Source organism: Skermanella pratensis (assembly GCF_008843145.1).
Classification (GTDB): Bacteria; Pseudomonadota; Alphaproteobacteria; order Azospirillales; family Azospirillaceae; genus Skermanella; species Skermanella pratensis.
Map to the genome: position 1 here is coordinate 4,395,001 of NZ_CP030265.1, position 15,629 is coordinate 4,410,629.

General features: G+C 68.2%; 11 protein-coding genes and 1 pseudogene (1 of these 12 running past the window's edge). 3 read left to right on the top strand and 9 right to left on the bottom strand.

Going from position 1 to position 15,629, the window contains the following annotated elements:
- A protein-coding gene (locus tag DPR14_RS20235) for a M23 family metallopeptidase (RefSeq protein ID WP_246148380.1) crosses the window boundary here: on the top strand, positions 1 to 892 show its 3' portion. 614 nt of this gene lie to the left of the window's left edge; the window shows 892 of its 1,506 coding nt (coding positions 615–1,506); its start codon lies off the left edge, out of view; it ends in the stop codon at positions 890 to 892.
- Positions 893 to 1,071: 179 nt separating this feature from the next.
- On the opposite strand, the gene clpB is transcribed toward DPR14_RS20235, so the two are convergent.
- Entirely contained in the window at positions 1,072 to 3,735 is a 2,664-nt protein-coding gene (clpB, locus tag DPR14_RS20240) for an ATP-dependent chaperone ClpB (RefSeq protein WP_158046756.1), read from the bottom strand.
- A gap of 210 nt (positions 3,736 to 3,945) precedes the next feature.
- Between clpB and DPR14_RS20245 the strand changes: the two genes are divergently transcribed.
- Complete coding sequence (locus DPR14_RS20245) at positions 3,946 to 4,425, top strand: NUDIX domain-containing protein (protein WP_246148382.1); 480 nt, start codon at positions 3,946 to 3,948, stop codon at positions 4,423 to 4,425.
- A gap of 258 nt (positions 4,426 to 4,683) precedes the next feature.
- On the top strand, positions 4,684 to 5,445 hold the full coding sequence (locus tag DPR14_RS20250) for an MOSC domain-containing protein (RefSeq protein ID WP_158046757.1): 762 nt from the start codon (positions 4,684 to 4,686) through the stop codon (positions 5,443 to 5,445).
- Between the two features lie 37 nt (positions 5,446 to 5,482).
- On the opposite strand, the gene DPR14_RS20255 is transcribed toward DPR14_RS20250, so the two are convergent.
- The 8 genes and pseudogenes from DPR14_RS20255 to DPR14_RS20290 form a co-directional block, all read right to left on the bottom strand.
- Positions 5,483 to 5,827, bottom strand: a complete 345-nt coding sequence (locus tag DPR14_RS20255; protein WP_246148384.1) for a DUF4167 domain-containing protein — start codon at positions 5,825 to 5,827, stop codon at positions 5,483 to 5,485.
- A 296-nt stretch (positions 5,828 to 6,123) separates the two neighbouring features.
- Positions 6,124 to 7,008, bottom strand: coding sequence for a peptide chain release factor N(5)-glutamine methyltransferase (gene prmC / locus DPR14_RS20260; RefSeq protein WP_246148387.1), 885 nt, complete (start codon positions 7,006 to 7,008; stop codon positions 6,124 to 6,126).
- Entirely contained in the window at positions 7,005 to 8,066 is a 1,062-nt protein-coding gene (prfA, locus tag DPR14_RS20265) for a peptide chain release factor 1 (protein WP_158046759.1), read from the bottom strand. The genes prmC and prfA overlap by 4 nt, the downstream gene beginning before the upstream one ends.
- Positions 8,063 to 9,403 (bottom strand): glutamyl-tRNA reductase, encoded by a 1,341-nt coding sequence (hemA, locus tag DPR14_RS20270; protein ID WP_158046760.1) that lies wholly within the window; start codon positions 9,401 to 9,403, stop codon positions 8,063 to 8,065. The genes prfA and hemA overlap by 4 nt, the downstream gene beginning before the upstream one ends.
- A 42-nt stretch (positions 9,404 to 9,445) precedes the next feature.
- A pseudogene (gene ispG / locus DPR14_RS20275) lies at positions 9,446 to 10,590 on the bottom strand (flavodoxin-dependent (E)-4-hydroxy-3-methylbut-2-enyl-diphosphate synthase).
- 143 nt (positions 10,591 to 10,733) lie between these two features.
- Entirely contained in the window at positions 10,734 to 11,933 is a 1,200-nt protein-coding gene (locus tag DPR14_RS20280; RefSeq protein ID WP_192499051.1) for a helix-turn-helix domain-containing protein, read from the bottom strand.
- Positions 11,934 to 12,120: 187 nt separating this feature from the next.
- Positions 12,121 to 14,373 (bottom strand): phosphoenolpyruvate--protein phosphotransferase, encoded by a 2,253-nt coding sequence (gene ptsP / locus DPR14_RS20285; RefSeq protein ID WP_246149382.1) that lies wholly within the window; start codon positions 14,371 to 14,373, stop codon positions 12,121 to 12,123.
- A gap of 141 nt (positions 14,374 to 14,514) precedes the next feature.
- On the bottom strand, positions 14,515 to 15,621 hold the full coding sequence (locus tag DPR14_RS20290; protein ID WP_246148390.1) for an NAD(P)H-dependent flavin oxidoreductase: 1,107 nt from the start codon (positions 15,619 to 15,621) through the stop codon (positions 14,515 to 14,517).
- Between the last annotated feature and the right edge of the window lie 8 nt (positions 15,622 to 15,629).

Sequence of the window (15,629 nt, forward strand, 5' to 3'; positions counted from 1 at the left end):
GGAACTGCAGCGTCGCAAGGCCGCTGCGGCGGCGGTGATCGACTCCAGCCTGTTCGAAGCGGGCGCCAGCGTCGGCGTGCCGATCCCGGTCATGGCGGCGATGATCCGGGCCTACTCCTACGACGTCGACTTCCAACGCGATATCCAGCCCGGCGACGAGTTCCAGGTGATGTATGAGCGTTACTTCACAGACAGCGGAGCCGCCGCCCGCGACGGCGATATCCTTTACGCCGCCCTGACGCTCGACGGCAGGCGGATGGAGCTCTTCCGTTACAAGACGCGCGACGGTGTCGTCGACTACTTCAACCGCCAAGGTGAAAGCATCCGCAAGGCGCTGCTGCGCACACCGATCGACGGTGCCCGCGTCTCCTCCAAGTTCGGCATGCGCAAGCATCCAGTCCTGGGCTTCAGCAAGATGCACGCGGGCATGGACTTCGCGGCTCCGAGCGGAACCCCGATCTACGCGGCCGGCGACGGCGTCGTGGAGGAGATCGGCGGCAAGGGTTCCTACGGCAACTACATCCGCATCAAGCATAACCAACAGATGGCGACCGCCTACGCGCATCTTTCGAAGTTCGGACCGGACATGCGCCGGGGAGGACGGGTGAAGCAGGGCGACATCATCGGTTATGTCGGCTCCACCGGCCGCTCAACCGGCCCCCACCTCCACTACGAGGTCCTGCGCGGCGGCAGGCAGGTAAACCCCATGAGCGTCGATCTGCCGACCGGCATCGCGTTGCAGGGCACCGAGCTTGCCGCCTTCAAGCGACATGTGGAAGAGTCGGATCAGCAGTTCGCGGCGAACCTGCAGAGCGCCGCGCAGGTCGCCCAGACGGCCGGGATGATCGGCGACGACCATCCGCAGTCCTGCCGAGGTGAGCGCAGCTGCTGACGGGATTGCGATGTCCCCGAAGCCATGACCTGCTTCGGCCAGAACTTCCGTCATCGCACCGGGCCTGAAAGGCCTCGGCCTGTCATGTGGGCGAACGCGGCATCGTTGGTGATCCCGCTCCTCCGATCATGAAAAAGCCTCCTCCCGTGGGAACGGGAGGAGGCTTGCCGGAAGGCAGGTCAGTGGACGGTCGGCCGGTTGCTCCAACCGGAGCGGCCGGTTGCCGCACCCGGGGAGACGGCCCCCGCCGTCGCCTGGGTGTCGGCCGGAACGCCGTCGATCGTCAATCCGTGCTCGCCGGCGCTGACCTCGACCGTCTGCCCGTCGGCGATGCGGCCTTCCAGCAGCATCGTGGCGAGCGGGTTCTGGAGCGCCCGCTGGATCACCCGCTTCAGCGGCCGGGCACCGTAGACCGGGTCGTAGCCCGCATCGGCCAGCCAGGCGAGCGCCTTGTCGTCGATCGCCAGCTCGATGTCGCGGTCGGCCAGCATGCGCCGCAGGCGGCCGAGCTGGATCGTGACGACGCCGCCCATGTGGCTGCGGCTCAGCCGATGGAACAGCAGGATCTCATCGAGCCGGTTCAGGAACTCCGGCCGGAACGACGCCCGGACGATTTCCATCACCTCGTCGCGCACGGCCGAGCTGTCCTGCCCCTCCGGCTGATTCGCCAGGATCTCCGAACCGAGGTTCGACGTCATGACGATCAGCGTGTTGCGGAAGTCCACCGTACGCCCCTGCCCATCGGTCAGGCGCCCGTCGTCCAGAACCTGGAGCAGCACGTTGAAGACATCGGGGTGCGCCTTCTCGACCTCGTCGAACAGGATGACCTGATAGGGCCGGCGCCGGACCGCCTCCGTCAGGGCCCCGCCCTCCTCATAACCGACATAGCCCGGAGGCGCGCCGATCATGCGGGCGACCGCGTGCTTCTCCATGTATTCCGACATGTCGAGCCGGATCATGGCGGTCTCGTCGTCGAACAGGAACTCGGCCAGCGCCTTGGTCAGCTCGGTCTTGCCGACGCCGGTCGGACCGAGGAACAGGAAAGAGCCGATCGGCCGGTTCGGGTCCTGAAGACCGGCGCGGGCGCGCCGGACCGCGTTGGAGACCGCGACGATCGCCTCGTCCTGGCCGATCACGCGGGTTCCCAAGCGGCTTTCCATCGCCAGCAGCTTCTCGCGCTCGCCCGTCAGCATCTTGTCCACCGGAATGCCGGTCCAGCGGCTGACGATGCCGGCGATGTCGCTCTCGCGCACCTCCTCGTTCAGCATGCGGTTGCCGGCGACTTCCTCGGCGGCCTTCAGCTTCCGTTCCAGTTCCGGAATGGTGCCGTAGGCGAGCTGGCCGGCCTTGGCCCAGTCCGCATTACGCTGGGCCTGCTCCAGCTCGACGCGGGCGTGGTCCAACTGCTCCTTCAGCTTCTGGGCACCGGTCAGCTGCTCCTTCTCGGCCATCCAGCGCGAGGTCATGTCGGCCGATTTCCGTTCCAGCTCGTCCAGTTCGGAGCCCAGCTTCTCCAGCCGGTCGCGCGACGCCTGGTCGCTCTCCCGCTTCAAGGCCTCGCGCTCGATCTTGAGCTGAATGATCCGGCGGTCAAGCTCGTCGATCTCTTCCGGCTTCGAATCGACCTCCATGCGGAGCCGCGACGCGGCCTCGTCGATCAGGTCGATCGCCTTGTCCGGCAGGAACCGGTCGGTGATGTAGCGGTGCGACAGGGTAGCCGCCGAAACGATCGCGCTGTCGGTGATCCGCACGCCGTGGTGCAGTTCGTACTTCTCCTTCAGTCCGCGCAGGATCGAGATGGTGTCCTCGACCGTCGGTTCCGAGACGAAGACCGGCTGGAACCGCCGCGCCAGCGCGGGGTCCTTCTCCACATGCTTGCGGTACTCGTCCAGCGTCGTGGCGCCCACGCAGTGCAGCTCGCCGCGCGCCAGAGCCGGCTTCAGCATGTTGGAGGCGTCCATCGCGCCATCGGCCTTGCCGGCCCCGACCAGGGTGTGCATCTCGTCGATGAACACGATGATCTCGCCGGCCGCCGCGGTGATCTCCTGCAGGACGGCCTTCAGCCGCTCCTCGAACTCGCCGCGGTACTTGGCGCCCGCCACCATGGCGCCCAGGTCGAGCGCCATCAGGCGCTTGTCGCGCAGGCCTTCGGGCACGTCGCCCTTGATGATGCGCTGGGCCAGGCCTTCGACGATGGCGGTCTTGCCGACGCCGGGCTCGCCGATCAGGACAGGGTTGTTCTTGGTGCGCCGGGCCAGTACCTGGATGGTGCGGCGGATCTCCTCGTCACGGCCAATGACCGGGTCGAGTTTCCCCTCGCGCGCCGCCTCCGTCAGGTCGCGGGCGTATTTCTTGAGCGCGTCGTAGCCCTGTTCGGCCGACGCGCTGTCGGCGGTGCGGCCCTTGCGGATCGAGTTGATCGCCTGGTTGAGCGACTGGGCGGTGACGCCGGCATCCTTCAGGATACGGGACGAGGGGCTGCCCTCGGCCATGGTAAGGGAGAGCAGCAGGCGCTCGGCGGTGACGAAGCTGTCGCCGGCCTTGGTCGCCAGCTCCTCCGCGGTCTGGAAGAGACGTGCCAGCTCGGGCGCCAGGTAGATCTGTCCGGCACCGCTGCCCTCGACCTTGGGCTGCTTGTTCAGCTCGGCCTCCACCGCGGAAAGCGCCCGCGCCGGGTCGCCGCCGGCCGAGCGGATCAGGTTGGCCGCCAAGCCTTCCTTGTCTTCCAGCAAGGTGCAAAGCAGGTGTTCGGTCGTCAGCCGCTGGTGTCCGCGCCGCAGCGCCAGACCCTGGGCAGCCTGTACGAAACCGCGGGACCGTTCGGTGTATTTCTCGAAGTCCATGAATACGCTCCTTGTCTACCGGTCGCCCGCGAGGCAGCACGACCGAATTCCGACCCACTGATGTGCGATCCAGGAGGATGCTGAACCCTATATGGCGAGGGGTTATTCGGCGCACAAGCAGGCGGGAGTGGGCATTTCGCGATCCGATGCCTATGTTGCCGGAACGTCACCCAACATTGCATCACCCCGTTTACCCAGGAGATCAGCCGCGTGAAGAAGCTGTTGGCCAAGTCGGGTCTGCTCCGCACCGCCCATCTGGCGCGCGTGGGCTGGCTGACCATGGCGAGGCCGCTGACCATGGGTGTACGCGCCATCATCAGGGACGCGGACGGCGCGGTCCTGATGATCCGCCACAGCTATGTCGATGGCTGGCACCTTCCCGGCGGAGGCGTCGACCGGAACGAGACCGTCCAGCAGGCGATGGCCCGGGAGGTGCGGGAGGAGGTCGGCGTCGAGGTGGTCGGCACAGCGCCTATGCTGGGCCTCTATGCCCGGTTCCGCCACCGATCCAGCGACCATGTCAGCGTCTTCGTGGTCGACGAGTGGCGGGGAAACCCGGAAGTCGACGGGCTGGAGATCGTGGAATGCCGCTTCTTCGCATTGGATGCCCTGCCCGACGACACGACGCCGGCGACGCGCCGGCGGCTCGCGGAACTGACCGGAAACGCCGCGCCGTCCGATCTCTGGTGACCGGACGAAAAATGCCCCCGCCAAGATATGGCGGGGGCGGCCGGATCAGTCTGCGAGGTTTCGGATCACGGAACAGGAGAGAGAGTGTATGACCGGCTGGAACTGGTTATAGCGGATTCCGAGCTTCCTGCAAATGCAAATCGTTCTCATTATCACGATGCTTTGACGATTTCCGCATCCGGCCCCGCCTGCCTCCGATGAGGCAGGCATCCCATCGCGGGATTGACGCACCCCTGCCCCATCTGCATAACATCAGGCATGAATACCGCAGTTGCGAAGATGTACCGTTATCCGGTCAAGGGACTGAGCGCCCAGGGTCTCGATGAGGTCACCCTCACGCCCGGGGAAGGGCTTCCGGACGACCGCCGGTTCGCCATCAGCCATGGCGCGTCGAGCTTCGACCCGACGGCGCCGGAATGGCGCCCCAAAAAGGACTTCCTGATGCTGGCCAAGAACGAGCGGCTGGCGGCGCTGGAGACCGATTACGACTCCGCGACGGGCATCCTGACGGTCCGGCGAAACGGCAGGCAGGTGGCCCGCGGACAGATCACCAGCACCATGGGACGGCTGTTGATCAACCAGTTCTTCGCGGCCTACATGAAGGGGGACGCGCCAGGAACGCCAAGCCTGGTCGAAGCGCCCGGCGTGATGTTCAGCGATACGCCGGAAAAGTACGTCTCGATCCTGAACTTGGCCAGCGTCCAAGACATCGAACGGGTCGTCCACGCGCCCGTCGATCCCATCCGGTTCCGGGCGAACCTGCTGCTAGACGGGCTGGAACCCTGGGCGGAGGCCAAATGGGTTGGCCGTTCCATCGCGATCGGCGGCGTGGTGCTGGAGGTGACCGAGCAGATCGGCCGCTGCGCCGCGACCGAGGTCAATCCCGCCACGGCGACCCGGGACATCAACATTCCGCTTCAGCTCCAGCGGGGATACTCGCATCGCAATTGCGGGGTCTATGCGCGGGTCGTTAAAGGAGGACGGATCGCGTCCGGCGATCCGGTCCGCCTGATCGACTGAGACCGCGCGGGTCCCGGTTCATGGAAGCAATCCGGCGTTACGCGTTCATTTGAGCGCGTTCGTCTTCCGCATCGGCGTCTTCATCGTCGTCCTGATCATCGCCGAACTGGTCCTGGCCGTTGCCATTGGCATCGCCATGCCCGTTCGGTGCGCCATTGCCGTTACGGCCCTCGCGGCCGCGCTGGTTCTCGCCACTCTGTTCGTTGATCAGGCCGATGATACGGAAATAATGCTCGGCATGCTGAAAATAACTCTCCGCCGCGATACGGTCGCCGGCAGTTTGGGCATCCCGCGCTAGCGCCAGATACTTTTCATATACCTGGAAGGCATTGCCACGGATGCGGACATCGGGACCGTTGCTGTCGAAAGTCTGATGGCGCAAAGGAACATTGTTCTGGCGACGGCCACCATTGTTGCTGCCCCGGCCGCGAGAACGCCTGGTGTTTGGTCCTTGTCTCATTCGGCTATTACGAGCCCCACTTTGAGATTTGCGCGCCCCGACCCAGCTTGGCGGCGATCACACGGGCTACCAAGCACCCGCGGAGCAATGCTGCGCGGTGGAATATCGGGGGTTCTTATCACGCAGGCCGCGCCGAACATGCTGCGGTCCTTCGTAGTAAAAGACCCTAGCCGGGAAACGGCTGCGATCCAACCCCTTTCTTGTGTGCAAGCGCGGAATCACGCGTCCAAATGGCCAAAAACCACGCGCTCCACGCCTCCGAGGTCATTGCGGAAGCCGATCCGCCCGAATCCGGCCGCCTCAAGCAGTGCCGAAACGTCGGCCGACTGGCCGAATCCGACTTCGAAGATGACTCGGCCGCCGGGCTTCAGCACCCCGGGGAGTTGCGCTGCGATGATGCGGTAGGCGTCGAGCCCATCGGGGCCGCCGGCCAGCGCCGCCGGCGGGTCGAACCGGGTGACCTCCGGCGCCAGCGCTTCGATATCGCCATCGGGAATGTAGGGCGGGTTGGATATCACGAGGTCGAAACGATCCTCGATCCCCGATGCCCAGTTCCCCGCAGCGAATCGCGCGCGCTGGCCCAGCCCGAGCCGCCGGGCATTGGCCGCGGCCGTCTCCACCGCCTCTCCCGAACGGTCGATGCCGAGCCCCGTGGCCTTGGGCAGCTCGCTGAGGACGGCCAGCAGCAGGCAACCGGTGCCGGTGCCGAGGTCCAGCACCGACAGGGGAGCCTGCCGGTCCGCGACGCCGGCCAGGGCCGCCTCGACCAACGTCTCGGAATCGGGCCTCGGATCGAGGGTAGCGGGGGAGAGTGTAAAATCCAGGCTCCAGAACTCGCGCCGGCCAAGGATGCGGGAGACCGGCTCGCGCGCCACCCGCCGGGCGACGAAGCCGAGGACGCGCCCGACCTGGGGCTGGTTCAGTCGCGCGGTGGCGTGGATCAGCATGTGCTCGCGCGTCATGCCCAGCGCGGCGCCCGTCAGCAGGCGGGCGTCCAGGTCCGGCGTGTCGATGCCGGCCTCGCGGAGCAGGCCCTCGGCGTGGCGCATCACCTCGCGGAGCATCGGCGTCCCGGACAGCCCCGGCGCGGCCGGACCGGTCATTGCAGCTCGGCGAGGCGCTCCGCCTCGTCCGCCGCGATCAGGGGGTCGATCACCTCGTCCAGGGCCTCGCCATTCATCACCTTGTCGATCTTGTAGAGCGTCAGGTTGATCCGGTGGTCGGTCACGCGGCCCTGGGGGAAGTTATAGGTCCGGATGCGTTCCGACCGGTCGCCGCTGCCGACCTGGCTCTTGCGGTTGGCGGCGCGCTCGGCGTCCAAGGCGCTGCGCTGGGCGTCGTAGAGGCGGGAGCGGAGCACCCGCATGGCCTTGGCCTTGTTCTTGTGCTGCGACTTCTCGTCCTGCTGGGAAACAACGATGCCGGTCGGAAGGTGGGTGATGCGCACGGCGCTGTCGGTGGTGTTGACCGACTGGCCGCCCGGCCCGCTGGAGCGGAACACGTCGATGCGCAGGTCCTTCTCGTCGATCTGGATGTCCACCTCCTCCGCCTCCGGCAGGACCGCCACGGTGGCGGCCGAGGTATGTATCCGGCCGCCGGCCTCGGTCGCGGGGACCCGCTGGACCCGGTGCACCCCGCTCTCGTATTTCAGGCGGGCGAACACGCTGCGCCCGGTGATCGAGGCGGTCGCCTCCTTGTAGCCGCCGATGCCGGTCTCCGACACGTCCATGGTCTCGAACCGCCAGCCGCGCAGCGCCGCGTAGCGCTGGTACATCTGGAACAGCTCGGCGGCGAAGAGAGCCGCCTCCTCGCCGCCGGTGCCTGCGCGGACTTCCAGGATGGCGTTCTTGGCGTCCGCCTCGTCCTTGGGCAGCAGCAGCACCTGGATGCCGCGCTCCAGTTCCGGCAGCCGGCGATCGAGCGCCTGGATCTCCGCCTCGGCGAGATCCCTCATCTCGGGATCGGCCAGCATGGCGGCCAAATCCTGGCGCTCGGCCCTGGCCTTGCGCAGGTCGGCGATCGCTTCCGCGATCGGGGTCAGCTCGGCGTATTCCTTCGACATCCGGGCGAAGGCCTGGGAATCAACCTGACCGCCGGCCAGGGCGTCGCGCAACTCGTCGTGGCGCGCGGCGACGCGGTTGAACATATCCTCGAAACTCACCGTACCTCACCCTCACTGGACCCCGGAACGGGGTCCGCAGTCGAAAATTCCGTCATGGCCGGGCCGTTCCCCCCCCTGTCCAGGCGGAACAGCCGGCGCAGCAGCCGTTCGGCTTCCACCTGCTCCATGTCGTGCGACGCCGCCATGGCCCGCAGCACTTGCGACGGGTCGTGTAGCAGCCGGTTGACCAGCAGGCGGGTCGCCTCGGCCGGATCGGCACCGGCATGATCCGCCAGCAAACGGCTCCTTACGGCCTCGAAATGACCGCGCAAGGCCGCCACCGCCGGAACCGCCGCCCGTTCCGCCCGGCCCCGGGCGAAAGCGGCGACCGCCTGGTCGACGATCGCCCAGGCTGCCGCAGCCGCGGCCTCGCGGGTGGCGCGGCCTTCCAGGGCTACCCGCTCCAGGTCGGCCAGGTCATAGACGAAAACGCCTTCCAGACCGCCGACGGCCGGATCGACGTCCCCGGGGATCGCCGTGTCGATCACGAAGACCGGGCGGCGGCGGCGCTTCTTCAGCACCGCCTCCATCCGGTCGGCAGATAGGATATAGCGCCCGAGCCCGGCCGCCGTCACCACGATATCGGCGGAAACCAGTGCCGTGTCGAGATCGTCGATCGGCACATGGTGACAGCCGAGCCGCCGGGCCGCCGCTTCAGCACGGCGATCGACCCGGGCCGCGACGGTCAGCCGGGGCAATCCCGCCTCTCGGAGCGCATCCACCATCAGCTCGCCCATGTCCCCCAGCCCGATCAGCAGGGCGGCAGATCGGTCCAGGTCGCCGTGGATGTCGCGCGCGGTCTGGACCGCGGCGGCGGCGATCGACACGGGACGTTCCGCGATGGCGGTCTCGGTGCGGACACGCTTGGCCGCCGCATAAGCCGCCTGGAGCACCGCTTCCAGCTCCGGTCCGGTGGCATGGGCTGTGATCGAGGCCCGGTGGGCCGCCTTGACCTGCCCCAGCACATGCGGCTCTCCGACGACCTGGCTGTCCAGCGAGCAGGCGACGGCGAACAGGTGGCGGACGGCGTCGCCGCCGGTCAGGGTATAAAGCTCCGGCGCAAGAGCCTGGGCGGTCATGCCCGCGCGTTCGGCCAGCGCCGACGCCGCGACGGAAGCGGCTCCGGCCGGATCGCAAGACGCGGCCAGCACCTCTACCCGGTCGCAGGTGGACAGCCACAGCATCTCGGTCAGGCCGGCCGCCCGGAGGCGGGCCAGCACGCCGGGAACTTCGGTCTCCTCGGTGCAGATCAGGTCGCGCACTGCCCCGGAGCTGGAGCGGTGGTTGGCGCCGACCAGCACCAATTCGGATGACGCGTGGCCCCCGGATGCGGGCATGGCGGGAGCGTCAGGGGAGATCTGGGCGGCGCCGGCCCGCCGTCACTCGGCCGCCTCCGCCGCGGCGGCTTCGGCCCGGGCGGCCTCGGCCTTCTCGGCCTCGATCTGCGCCGCCTTCTTCTCAACCAAGCCGACCAGATGACCGACGATGTCCTCGTCCTTCAGGCGGTGGTCAGGCTGGCCGGCGATATAGACCTGGTGCGTGTTGCTGCCGCCGCCGGTGAATCCGATGTCGGTCTCGCGCGCCTCGCCGGGCCCGTTGACCACGCAGCCGATCACCGAAACGGTCATCGGCGTGGTGATATGGGCCAGGCGCTGCTCCAGCACCTCGACGGTCCTGATCACGTTGAATTGCTGGCGGGCGCAGCTGGGGCAGGAAATCACGGTGACGCCGCGCCGCCGCAGGTTCAGCGACTTCAGCATCTCGTAGGCGACCTGCACCTCCTCGACCGGGTCCGCCGACAGGGAAACGCGGATGGTGTCGCCGATGCCGGACCACAGCAGCATGCCCAGGCCGATCGACGACTTGACCGTGCCCGCCCGCAGTCCGCCGGCCTCGGTGATGCCGATATGCAGGGGATAGTCGCAGGCTTCGGCCAGCCCCTGGTAGGCCGCCACCGCCAGGAACACGTCGGACGCCTTGACGCTGATCTTGAAGTCGAGAAAGTCGTGGTCCTCCAGGATGCGGGCGTGGTCCAGGGCGCTTTCGACCATCGCCTCCGGGCAGGGCTCGCCATACTTCTCCAGCAGGTCCTTCTCCAGCGAACCGGCGTTGACGCCGATGCGAATCGAGCAGCCATGGTCCTTGGCCGCCTTGACCACGTCGCGCACGCGGTCGGCCGAGCCGATGTTGCCGGGATTGATGCGCAGGCAGGCGGCACCGTTCTCCGCCGCCTCGATCGCGCGCTTGTAGTGGAAATGGATGTCCGCGACGACCGGGATCGTGATCTCCCGCGTGATCTGCTTCAGGGCCAGGGCCGATTCCCGGTCGGGACACGAGACGCGGACGATGTCGGCGCCGGCCTGCTCGATCCGCTGGATCTGCTCGACCGTGCCCTTGACGTCGGTGGTCAGCGTGTTGGTCATCGTCTGCACCGAGATCGGCGCATCCCGCCCACGGGAACCTTGCCGACATGGATCAGGCGGCTCTTGCGGCGCTCGATGTGGCGGTAGGGTCGGACGGTCATGGACTGGCTTTCGACAATGTGTATGGGCGGCGTATAGGGGCGGTTCCCGGCGCTGACGCCTGAGTGGGCGCAGGAGCGCTTGACGCTAAAGTGCGGACGCCCAAGCCCCCGGTCAAGTGCACGTGCGGGGCAAGCCCCTCCGGTCAGCGCGCTCCGGCGGCGAACCGTTGGGGATCGAGCTGGACGTCGCGCATCACCTGCCCCTGGCCGCCCAGGGCGCTGCCCTGGCCGCCATCGATCGAGACCATCAGGCCGCCGGCGTTGCCGGTGACCATCCGCAGGCCCGGCTGGTCGGGCACGCGATAGACGTCGCCGGGGCGGAGGACGCGGGTCATCAGCAGGTCGCCGGTCCCGTCCCGCACCTGGATCCAGCTGTCCTGGGTCGCCCGGATCTGGATCCGGGACTGTCCGTTGATCGCGCCATAGATCCTGGTATCCCCCTGCCCCGCTTCCGGAGCGGCCGGAGGCGCCGGCGGCATCGGCAGGGCGGCCACTTGGCCGGGCGCCATCGGGGGAGCGGGGATGGCGGGCGGAGGAGCGGCGGGCGGAGCGCCCTGCTGCGACGCCTGGGCGGTGCGCGGATCGTTGTTCGGCGCCGTGATCGGCGTCGACTCGACGATCGGGCTCTCCTCCTCGTCGGCCTCGTCGGCCTCGGCGGCGGTGGTCGCGGTGGAGGAGGGCGCCGACGACGGGGCGGGAGCCGGCATCGCCGCCGCGGGCAGCCGGGCTTGTGGCGTCGCGGCGGAGGGCGGCGGCTGGATCGCCGGGGCAGCGGGAGGCGGAACGGCGACGGCCGCAGGCGGCGCCTCGGCCATCCGGGTCTCGGGTGCGGCCGGACCGGGCTCCGACGGCGTGACCGGAACGACCAGCCCGGGAGGGGGTGCGGCCGGCGCGATATTCAGCGCGGTGGCGATGCGGTCCGGCAGTTCGGGGACCAGGTCGACCAGGTCGCGTCCGGTGGAATTGACATAGTACCAGCCGCCATAGGCGGCGCCCGCCAGCAGCACTGCGACCAGCAGAAGTGCTCCGCCGGGGATACGGCCTTCCGGGACCGGCTTGGGCAGGTAGAGCTCCGGCTTGGCGCTCAGCGCGCCCGAGGACTCCTCCTTGAAGCGGCGCAGCACCATCTGGGGATCGAGCCCGAGATGCTCCGCATAGGTCCGCAGGAAACCGGACACATAGGTGGCGCCGGGCAGGTCGCTGAACCGCCCCTCCTCGATCGCCTCCAGATACGCGAACCGGATGCGCAGCGCCACCGCGACTTCCTGAAGGTCGTAGCCGAGCGCCAGCCGGCGGCTGCGCAGCACGTCGCCCACTCCGGGTTCGTTGGAACCCGGATTCATGCGGGGTGCGGGCCCCTGCCCGCTCCGGCCTTCCTCGACGATGTGGAGTTTCCTAGGTCTGGTGTCGCCCATACCGTCAGCCGTCTTCCCGCACTGAGTCTATGAACAGGCGGCAGGCGAAGTCACGCAAACCGCCACGCTACTGTCGCCGAAGTTGTAACAAACTTTCCGAGCGGAATGCAATGAATTAGATCATGATCCCATGATCTATCGCAAATGAACGCAGCTTTTCCCGCAGGCTGTGATCGCGCACCGGATAGAGGGTTTCTATATACTCGCGTATTTGCGACACGTTCAGGCTGCGCAGCATGGTCTTGACCGGACCGACCGCCGGCGGCGACATGGACAGGCTGCGGAAGCCGACGCCGAGCAGGGCCATGGCGTCGAGCGGCCGGCCGGCCATTTCGCCGCACACGCTGATCGGAACGCCGGCGCCTTCGCACAGGCCGACGAGATGGCGGAACATGGTCAGCATCGGCGGCGACAGCGGGTCGTACCGGGTGTTGATCCGCGGATTGCCGCGGTCGGCCGCGAACATGTACTGCATCAGGTCGTTCGACCCGACGGAGATGAAGTCCAGCTGCGGCAGCAGCGCCGGCAGGTGCCAGATCAGGGCGGGCACCTCCAGCATCGCCCCGACCATAACGCGGGCCGGCGGAACGCCGCCGCGCTTGACCAGCCGGTCCATCTCCAGGTCCAGCACGGCGCGGGCGTCCTCGAACTCGGCGCATTCGCTGATCATCGGGAACATGACCCGCACGTCCCGCCCGCCCGAGGCGCGCAGCAACGCCCGAAGCTGCTGGCGCAGCATGGCGGGACGGTCCAGCCCGATGCGGATGGCGCGCCAGCCCAGCGCCGGGTTCTCCTGCTCCTGGTCGACGAAGTAGGGCAGGCTCTTGTCGCCGCCGACGTCGAGCGTGCGGAACACGATCGGCCGGTCGCCGGTCAGTTCCAGCACCCGCCCGTACAGCTCGGTCTGGGCTTCCACTCCGGGATATTCCGACCGGATCATGAAGGGGATCTCGGTCCGGTAGAGCCCGACCCCGTCGGCTCCGGTATCGTCGAGATGCTGCAGGTCGATCAGCAGCCCGCAGTTCAGGTTGATCGAGACCTCGACGCCGTCCAGCGACACAGCCGGCTGGTGGATCGTCTCGGCATAGAGACGCTTGCGCTGGGCGCGCACCGTCATGCTGTTGTGGAAGGCGTCCTGGATGTCCTCGGCCGGACGGACCAGCACCTGGGCGTTATCTCCGTCGACGATCAGCTGGTCGAGCGGTTCGATCCGGGTCAGCACGTCGGTGCATTGGCCGACCACCGGGATGTCGAGCGCCCGGGCGACGATCGCCACGTGACTCGACGCCGACCCTTCCTCCAGCACCAGGGCCCTGAGCCGGCGCCGGTCGTAGTCGAGAAGTTCGGCCGGTCCCATGGAGCGGGCGACCAGGATGACATCGTCCGGCAGGTTGGCCGAGGCCAGCGATTCCTTGCCCGCCAGGTGCTGGAGCAGCCGGTTGGTCAGGTCGTCCAGGTCGAGCAGCCGCTCCCGGAAGTAGGGATCGTGCATCTGGCTCATGCGCGCGCGGGTGTCGTTCTGCACGCGCTGGACCGCCGCCTCCGCGGTCAGGCCGTTCCGGATCGCCTCGCGGATGCGCGACAGCCATCCGCGGTCCTCGGCGAACATCCGGTAGGTCTCCAGGATGTCGTGGTGCTCACCGCCTTCGACGCTGGAGACGCGCAGCAAGTCGTCCAGTGCGGTGTGCATCCCCTCCAGCGCCTTGCGGAACCGCTCGGTCTCCACGTCCGGATCCTCGGCGACCATCTGGCGGATGGTCAGCTGCGGCCGGTGCAGCACCGCCAGCCCCATGGCGAGCCCGCGGTTGAGGCTGACGCCGTCGAGTCGGGTCGGCAGCAGTGCCGCGTCGGCGACCGCGGAGATCTCCTGCTGGCTGACCAGTTCGCCGCCGGCGGTCAGCTCGGCCACCACCATGGCGATGGTCTGGAGGGTCTCGACCTCCTCCTCGAAATAGACGCGCTTGTCCTTGTGCTGGATCACCAGCACGCCGCGCACCCGTCCGCCGCGCAGGATCGGCACGCCCATCAGCGACAGGAACGCCTCCTCTCCCGTCTCCGGGCGATAGGCGAAGTTGGGGTGGGACGGCGCGTTGGCCAGCGCCACCGGCCGGGCATGGGCCGCGATGTCGCCGACCAGCCCCTCCCCGACCCGCAGCCGGGTCTTGTGGACGGCCGACTGGTTCAGGCCGACGGTGGCGAACAGCTCCAGGATGTCGCCGGCGCGCATGACGTAGCAGGAGCAGACGTCCGCCCCCATCTCCGCCCCGATCAGCGTGACGATCTTGTCCAGCCTGTGCTGCGCCGAGCCGGAGCCGGCCATCACGTCGCGCAGCCGCGCCAGCAGGCGCCGAGACGTTATACCGGGCATGGTCGCTCCCTGTTCCGTCCCGTAAGTTCCGTAGTCCTGTGTCCTGGCGTCCCGGGTTCCACCGCCCATGGCACCGCCCATGGAATGGTCCGGACCCGGTGCGTCCCGCGCCGGGGTACCCTGCCCCGGAGCCTCAGTCATCTATTCCGCCGCCCCGGGAATGATCGCGTCGCGCCTCTCCGGTTTCCCGAAGGCACCGGAGCGCGCCTCCAGCGCGCGGACGGCTTGCTCGATCAATTCCTGCAGGATCCCGGCGGCCGGTTGCTCGCGGGTGACCATGCCGACGCTCTGGCCCGCCATCAGGGAGCCGTTCTCCACGTCGCCCTCGATCACGGCGCGCCTCAGGGCGCCGGCCCAGAAATGCTCGATCTCGAGCTGGGCTTCCTTCTGGCTCACTTCGCCCCGGTTGAACCGCCCGATCACCTCCGCCTGGAAGGTCTGGAAACGGCGGGTCCCCTCATTGGTCAGGGCGCGGACGGGAGTCACCGGAAAGCGGGGGTCGATCTGCACGGACGGCACGGCGTCGCGAGCCGCGGCATTGATGAAGGCCTGCTTGTAGCGCGGATGGGCGATCGATTCCGTGGCGCAGACGAACCGCGTGCCGAGCTGGACCCCGGCCGCCCCCATCTCCAGGTAGGACAGGATGGCCTCGCCCCGGCCGATGCCGCCGGCAACGAAAACCGGCACGTCGCTGACCACCGGCAGGACCTCCTGCGCCAGCACCGAGGTGGATACCGGCCCGATATGGCCGCCCGCCTCCATCCCCTCGATCATGATCGCGTCGGTGCCGCTCTTGACCAGCTTGCGGGCGATCGAGGCGGCGGGAGCGAAGCACACCACTTTGGCGCCCCGCTCCTTGATCCGCCGGATCGAGGCCGAGGACGGCAGCCCGCCGGCCAGCACCACATGCCCGACCCGATGGTCGGCGCAGACGTCGATCAGCTCTTCCAGGCGCGGGTGCAGGGTGATCAGGTTGACGCCGAACGGCCGGTCGGTCAGCTCCCTGGTGCCCAGGATCTCGGCGTCGAGCTGATCCGGCACCATGGAGCCCGACGCGATCACGCCGAAGGCGCCGCCGTTGGAGATGGCGGCCACCAAGCGCCGTTCGGAGACCCACGTCATGGCTCCCCCCATCACCGCGAGGTCGGTACCCAGGAACGCCCGCCCCCGGCTCCACAAGCGGTCGAGTCGGGCGCGGGCAGCGCGCGTCGTGTCTTCGGCCGGCATCGGGGCGGGAGCTTGGGTCATGGCAGGGC

What these genes read in the sequence shown, in the direction of transcription:
- clpB (WP_158046756.1), bottom strand. Translation starts at nt 3,735, where the DNA reads ATGGACTTCGAGAAATACACCGAACGGTCCCGCGGTTTCGTACAGGCT.
- DPR14_RS20250 (WP_158046757.1), top strand. Translation starts at nt 4,684, where the DNA reads ATGAATACCGCAGTTGCGAAGATGTACCGTTATCCGGTCAAGGGACTG.
- prmC (WP_246148387.1), bottom strand. Translation starts at nt 7,008, where the DNA reads ATGACCGGTCCGGCCGCGCCGGGGCTGTCCGGGACGCCGATGCTCCGC.
- hemA (WP_158046760.1), bottom strand. Translation starts at nt 9,403, where the DNA reads ATGCCCGCATCCGGGGGCCACGCGTCATCCGAATTGGTGCTGGTCGGC.
- DPR14_RS20280 (WP_192499051.1), bottom strand. Translation starts at nt 11,933, where the DNA reads ATGAATCCGGGTTCCAACGAACCCGGAGTGGGCGACGTGCTGCGCAGC.
- ptsP (WP_246149382.1), bottom strand. Translation starts at nt 14,373, where the DNA reads ATGCCCGGTATAACGTCTCGGCGCCTGCTGGCGCGGCTGCGCGACGTG.
- DPR14_RS20290 (WP_246148390.1), bottom strand. Translation starts at nt 15,621, where the DNA reads ATGACCCAAGCTCCCGCCCCGATGCCGGCCGAAGACACGACGCGCGCT.